Here is a 6855-nt window from a genome sequence, read left to right on the forward strand (position 1 = left end):
GCCTGGAGCCGTATCTGCATCGATCCCGCCTCTCTCCAAAGGCCTGTAGGAAAACTCTGAATTTGCACCAGCCACGCGTGCGGCTGGGTCGCAATGCTAAGATGGCCGGCATTGCTTTTATGCAATTGGAAATATGACGGACCGCCGTCCCGGCTGCCAGGCTGCGCCGGCGACGCGCTTTTCCGGTCCCGTCCCTACGGAGAGCCTGCCTTGTCGACCAGTATGCAGATCCCGGTGCAGGACCGTGCCTCCACGCCCAGGCATGTCGTGCGCTTCTACCACGATGCCGCGACGGTGCTGGCGGAAGTCGCCGAATTCCTCGACCGGGGCTTGCGCGGCGGCGGCGCGGCCATCGTCATCGCCACGCCCGGCCACCTCGCGGCCCTGCGGCGGCAGCTGGCGGGCTTTGGCTCCCCGGAAGGACGGCCCGGCTGGTTTCCGGGCGAACTCATCCTGCTTGACGCGGCTGGCACGCTGGCGCAATTCATGGTCGGCGGTTGGCCGGACGCGGGGCGCTTCGAGGCGGTGGTCGGGGCCGCCGTGCGCCGGGCCTGCGCATCCGGGGCGCCGGTCCACGCCTTCGGCGAGATGGTCGCGCTGCTGTGCGAGCAAGGCCTGTACGACGCGGCCGTGCGGCTCGAACAATTGTGGAACGAGCTGGCCGAGGCCTGCCGCTTCTCGCTGTTCTGCGCCTATCCCTGGCACCTGTTCCCGACCGAAGACCAGGCAGTGAACTTCCACCGCGTCTGCTGCGAGCACGACCACGTGTGCCCGGACGGCGGCGCGGCCGAGGACGGGCCGCAGGACCTGTACCACCGGCTCGCCGTCCTCGAGCAGAAGAACCAGGCCCTGCGCCGCGAGGCGGCGCGCGCCCGCGAAGCCGAGCAGACCCTCAGGCACCGCGAGCGCGAGCTGGTGGACTTCGTCGAGAACGCCGCCGAAGGCCTGCACCGCGTGGGGCCGGACGGCATCATCCTTTGGGCCAATGCCGCGGAGCTCGCCCTGCTGGGCTACCGCTGGGAAGAATACGTCGGGCGCCACATCGCCGAATTCCACGAGGACCCGGAGGTCATCGGCGAGATCCTGCGCCGCCTGAAGGCGGGCGACACGCTGCACGACCTGCCGGCCCGCCTGCGCTGCAAGGACGGTTCGCTGCGCAACGTGGTCATCAGCTCGAACGCCTGCTTCGAGGACGGCCAGCTGCGCTACAGCCGCTGCTTCACGCGCGATGCGACCGAGCGCCAGCTGCTGGAGCAGGCGCACCGCGAGCGCGAGGCGCTGGTGGCCGAGCTGTCCCACGCCAACCGCGCCAAGGATGAATTCCTGGCCATGCTGGCCCACGAGCTGCGCAATCCGCTGGCGCCGGTGAGCGCGGCCGCGCAGCTGCTGGCGGTGGCGGCCGAGGATCCGCGGCGCGTGCGCCAGGCCGCCGCGGTGATCGCGCGCCAGGTCGGCCACATGAAAGGCCTGATCGACGACCTGCTCGACGTCGCCAGGGTCACGCGCGGGCTGGTCGCGCTGTCCCGGGCCCCGCTCGACCTGCGCTATGTCGTGTCCGAAGCGCTGGAGCAGGCCGCGCCGCAGCTCGATGCGCGCCGCCACCGGCTCGAAGTCGAGCTGCCGCCGGAACCGGCCCTGGTCAGCGCCGACCGCAAGCGCATCGTCCAGGTCGTGGTCAACCTGCTGGTCAACGCCGGCAAGTTCACACCCGAGGGCGGCACGGTGCGGGTGCGGATGCGTAATCTGGCGGACGAGATCGAGCTGACCGTCGCCGACAACGGGATCGGCATCGATGCCGAACTCGCCACGCGGGTGTTCGACCTGTTCGTGCAAGGGCGGCGTACGCCCGACCGGGTGCAGGGCGGACTGGGGCTGGGCCTGGCCCTGGCGCGCAGCCTGGTGGAGTCACATGGCGGCGCCATCACGGTGCACAGCGACGGCGCCGGAAAGGGCAGCCGGTTCACGCTGCACCTGCCGCGTCTCGACCAGCCGCCGTCCGGCCCCGGTGCGCCGGCCGGCCGCGCGCCGGCGGCTGAGCGGGCCGGCCGGCCGCTGAGCATGCTGGTGGTGGACGACAACCGCGACGCCGCCGACGCCCTGGCCGGCCTGCTGCAGGCCTGGGGCTTCCCGGCATGCGCGTCGTATACCAGCGCGTCGGCGCTCGAGGCCGCGGCGTCCGGCTGTCCGCAAGTCTTCCTGCTCGACATCGGCTTGCCAGAGGTCGACGGACTGGCCCTGGCCCGGCAGCTGCGTGCGATGCCGCAGGCCGCCGGCGCGGTCCTGGTCGCCGTCACCGGCTATGGCCAGGACAGCGACCGCGCATCGACCAGCGCGGCGGGTTTCGACTACCACCTGGTCAAGCCGGTCGATGCGGCCGAACTGCTGGACCTGCTCGGCCGGATCGCGCAGCAGGCCGGCGCCTAGCCGCGGCGGCTGCCATTGCCGCGCCGCGTGCAGGCGGAGTACACTGGAACCAGCTTGCAAGGAGCTTGCCATGACACGCAAATTGGCTCTACTGTTCGCCGGCGCCATGCTGTGCGCGTCCGCCGGCGCCGAGCCGCGCCGCCAGGTCGACCTGGACGCGCCGGGTGCGCTGGAACAGGTGCGGCGCGAGCGGCCCGCCCACGTCCAGGCCGTCACCCGGATCCTGCGCGAGGCGCCGGAACGCAAGCCGCAGGCCATCGCCGGCTGGGTACGGACGGCCTTCGATGCGCGCATGGCTTCGGCCATGTTGATCAAGACCAGCTACCCGCCCCGGGCGCGCCTGGAGTTCGTGCTGGACGATACCGAGTACCGGGCGCTGGTCACCTTGCGCAATGTCGAGCCTTCCCTGAGCCCTGCCGTGCATCCCTGAGCGCTGGGCGGGCTGTTGCAGGCCGCGCTTCTTTCCGACACCTTTCTGTCCAGAATTAAAGTCGTCCGGTAGTTCCTACCTAAACTCAGTCCTTGGAGCGTCTTGCCAAGGCGCCAGGGTGCGGGATGGGAACCAGATGAACGACAATCGTGTGGGCTGGGGCGGGCGCTATCTAGCGGGGATCCATCGTTTCATACCGGCGCCGCTGCAGCAGGACGCCGCGGTGATGGCGCGCGCCGAGAATGTCGTCAACGCCGCCGTCATGGCCGGCACCGCGGGCCCGCTGTATGCACTGGCTTACTGGCTGCTTGGCTTGCAGACGGCGGCCGTGGAGATCCTGCTGTGCAGCGCCTGCATGCTGATGGCGCCGGCCGTGCTGCGCGCCACCGGCTGCATCCTGGCCGCGCGCGAACTCTTTCTGTGCGCGCTGTTCTTCAATTTTTCCTGGCTGACCTGGCACCTGGGCGGCATCGCCGCGCCGACCGCCAGCTGGCTGATCACGGGACCGGTGGTGGCCATGTTCCTGGGCGGGGTGCGCTGCGCCGCCTTCTGGCTGGCGATGAGCTGCGCCAGCGCCAGCGTGATCTACGGGGTGCAGGCATCGAGCCTCGCAGTGCCCGCGGCGCCGGCGGCCGACATGGCGCTGCTGCACCTGGTGTGCGATATCGGCCTGTACGTGGTGGTGCTGGTCTTCGTGCTGCTGTTCGAGCTGACCAAGACCGAGGGCTTCGTCAAGCTGCAGCAGGCCCTGTCCACCATCAACGAGCTGGCCATCCGCGACGAACTGACCGGCAGCCATAACCGGCGCTTCCTGCTTGGCCTGATCGACAAGGAAAAGGAGCGCAGCGACCGCAACGGCCGCGGCTTTTGCCTGTGCCTGTTCGACATCGACTTCTTCAAGCGCATCAACGACACCTACGGCCACAGTGCCGGCGACATGGTGCTGCGCGCCTTCGCCGAGGCGGTGCAGGGGCAGATCCGCGGCACCGACGCTTTCGGGCGCTACGGCGGGGAAGAGTTCCTCCTGATGCTGCCGGAGACCCCGGCCGCCGACGCGGTGGTGCTCGCCGAGCGGATCCGCGGCGTGATCGAAAGCCTGCGCTGCACGGACGGCGAGGGCGATGGCAAGGAGGGCGGCAGCGCGATCACGCTGACCGTGTCGGCGGGCGTGGCCGAATACCGGCTGGGCGAGCCGAGCGCCCAGACCATCGTGCGCGCCGACGAGGCGCTCTACCTGGCCAAGTCGCTGGGCCGCAACCGGGTGCTGTGCCACGGCGAGGATGAACGCGGCGCCGTGGCCGAGCCAGCGGGCGCGCCAGGCGCCGATCCGCGCGACCTGGGCGCCACGCTGGGACGCGTGCTCGACGGCGTGCATTGCGACCAGCTCACCGGCCTGCTGAACCGGCGCCTGCTGCGCGACCGCCTGCGCCATGCGATGGACCGCGCCAACCGCAACCGGCGCCTGATCGCGCTGCTGCTCCTGAACATCAACCGCTTCAAGGAAGTCAACGACGCCCTCGGCTACGAGGCGGGCGACGCTCTGCTGGCCCAGAGCGGCGCGGCGATCCGGCGCTGCCTGCGCGACTGCGACACCGTGGCGCGCTGGGGCGGCGACGAATTCATCGCGCTGCTGGAGGACCTGGGCGCGGAAGCCGACGCCCGGCAGGTGGCGGAAAAGATCCTCGACCGCTTCGCGCTGCCGATCGAGGTCGGCGGGCGCGAATGCTTCGTCAGCCTGGCCGTCGGCGTGGCCCTGTACCCGGCGGCCGACTGCGACCTCGATGCGCTGCTCAAGCGCGCCGACATCGCCATGCGCTGCGCCAAGGAGTGGGGCGAGAACAGCGTCCGGGTGTATCGCGGTGTCGAGGCCCAGCCGCCCAGCGAACGCCTGGCGCTGAAGAACGGCCTGCGCGACGCGCTGGCGCGCGGCCAGCTGTTCCTCGAATACCAGCCCCAGCTCGACCTGGCCAGCCGGCGCATGATCGGCGTCGAGGCGCTGCTGCGCTGGCAGCATCCGGTCTACGGGCGCATCGATCCAGGCCGCTTCATTCCCCTGGCCGAGGAAACCGGCATGATCGTGCCGATCGGCGAGTGGGCGCTGCGCAGCGCCTGTCGCCAGAACCGCGCCTGGGTCGCGGCAGGCCTGCCCGAGATCAAGACCGCGGTCAACCTGTCGGCGCGCCAGCTCAAGGAGCCGGGACTGGCCGGCCGCGTAATGGCGATCCTGGCCGAGACCGGCATGCCGGCCCGCTGCCTGGACCTGGAGATCACCGAAGGCATGCTGATCGACGACCTGGGCGCGAACTGCGCCGTGATGAACCGCCTGCGCCAGGCCGGCGTGGTGGTCTCGATCGACGATTTCGGCACCGGCTATTCGAGCCTGAACTACCTGTGCGAGCTGCCGGTGGACATCCTCAAGATGGACGGCCTGTTCGTGCGCCGCCTGGGCGCGGAGGCCGGCCGGGGGCGTTCGTATGCGATCGCCGAGACCATCGTCGCGATGGCGCACCGCCTCGGCCTGTCGGTGATCGCCGAATCGGTCGAGACCCCCGAGCAGCTGCTCGACCTGTGCGCGATGGGCTGCGACGCGGCCCAGGGTTACCTGTTCGACCGCCCGCTCGCGCCCGAGAAGATCGCCGCGCTCCTGGCGCGCCAGCCGCTGGCGGCGGCGCTGCCCGCCTGACCGCGGCGCTGCCGACCTGTCCGCGCGCCAAGCTTTTATCCCTAGATCGCTGGAGGACCCCGTGCTGAATGAAACCGTTCCTTTCGACCCTGCCCAGGACCTGCCCCTGCTTTCCGCATCGGGCGCGCTGGACGGGAATGTGGCCCAGTTCGCGCAGCCGCGCGGTCCCGACCTGCTGCGCCGCGGCGCCGCGCTCGACGCCTGGTGCGCGCTGCGCGCCCGCCATGGCGTCTGGCCCTACGCGCGCGTGCTGGAAGGCCCGCCCGAACCGCTCGCCACCGTGGGCGACGGCGAGGCCGCGGCCGTGCGCGGGATCAACTTCGCCTCCCAGGACTACCTGTCGCTGGCCGCCCATCCCGCGATCGCCGACGCCGCGCTGCGCGCGCTGGGCGAGGCCGGGCCGCACAGCGCCGGTTCGGCGGTCCTGCTGGGGAATACCCGCTACTCGCTCCAGCTCGAGCAGGCCCTGGCCGGACTGCTGGGTTTGAGCCAGGTGGTGCTGTTCCCGACCGGCTGGGCGGCCGCTTTCGGCGCGATCACGGCGCTGGTGCACGGCGCCGACTATGTCGTGATCGACCAGCTGGCGCATGCCTCGCTGCGCCAGGGCGCGGCGGCCGCCACGCGCAACGTGCTGGTGCACCGCCACCTGGACTGCGACCATGTGCGCGAGCTGCTGGCCGGGATCCGCGCGCGCGACAGCGCCAACGCGATCCTGGTCGTGACCGAGGGTCTGTTCAGCATGGACGCCGACAGCCCGGACCTGCCGCTGCTGCAGCACCTGTGCCGCGAATACGGCGCCACCCTGCTGGTGGACGTGGCGCACGACTTCGGCGCGATGGGGCCGGGCGGGCTGGGGGTGATCGGCGCCCAGCGCATGCAGGGACGGATCGACATCGTGCTGGGTGCGTTTTCCAAGACTTTCGCGGCCAACGGCGGCTTCGTCGCCTGCGCCGAGCGGCCGGCGCGGCGCCAGCTGCAGCTGTACGCCGGGCCGCACATGTTTTCCAACGCTTTGTCGCCGGTGCAGGCGGCGGTGGTGCTGGAGAGCCTGCGCATCGCCGCGTCCAGCGAAGGCGACGGCCTGCGCGCCGACCTGATGCGCAACGCCGTCGAGCTGCGCGCGCTGCTGGCGGAATGCGGCCTGCGCTGCCTGGGCGAGCCTTCGCCCATCGTGCCGGTCTGGATGGGCACGGAAGCGGCGGCCCGCATCGCCGGCATGCTGCTGGCGCGCGAGGCGGTGTTCGTCAACCCGGTCGAGTATCCCGGGGTGCCGCTGGGCGCGGCGCGCCTGCGCCTGCAGCTGATGGCCAACCACACG

At 71.0% G+C, this 6855-nt stretch carries 4 protein-coding genes; all 4 read left to right on the top strand.

Annotated elements, in window-relative coordinates; translation table 11 throughout:
- Positions 1–210: 210 nt before the first annotated feature.
- Complete coding sequence (locus KBW98_RS11660) at positions 211–2424, top strand: ATP-binding protein (RefSeq protein ID WP_229429134.1); 2214 nt, start codon at positions 211–213, stop codon at positions 2422–2424.
- A 70-nt stretch (positions 2425–2494) separates the two neighbouring features.
- Complete coding sequence (locus KBW98_RS11665; protein WP_211520305.1) at positions 2495–2854, top strand: hypothetical protein; 360 nt, start codon at positions 2495–2497, stop codon at positions 2852–2854.
- 136 nt (positions 2855–2990) lie between these two features.
- Positions 2991–5537: a bifunctional diguanylate cyclase/phosphodiesterase gene (locus KBW98_RS11670; RefSeq protein ID WP_211520306.1), complete on the top strand. Its 2547-nt coding sequence runs from the start codon at positions 2991–2993 to the stop codon at positions 5535–5537.
- A 61-nt stretch (positions 5538–5598) separates the two neighbouring features.
- On the top strand, positions 5599–6855 hold a 1257-nt coding region (locus KBW98_RS11675; protein ID WP_211520307.1), incomplete at its 3' end, for an aminotransferase class I/II-fold pyridoxal phosphate-dependent enzyme.

It is taken from the genome of Massilia sp. ST3, from assembly GCF_018119405.1.
Taxonomy (GTDB): domain Bacteria; phylum Pseudomonadota; class Gammaproteobacteria; order Burkholderiales; family Burkholderiaceae_D; genus Telluria.

Bases quoted from the DNA above. Each gene is read 5' to 3' on its own strand.
- KBW98_RS11665 (WP_211520305.1), top strand. From the start codon at position 2,495: ATGACACGCAAATTGGCTCTACTGTTCGCCGGCGCCATGCTGTGCGCG.
- KBW98_RS11670 (WP_211520306.1), top strand. From the start codon at position 2,991: ATGAACGACAATCGTGTGGGCTGGGGCGGGCGCTATCTAGCGGGGATC.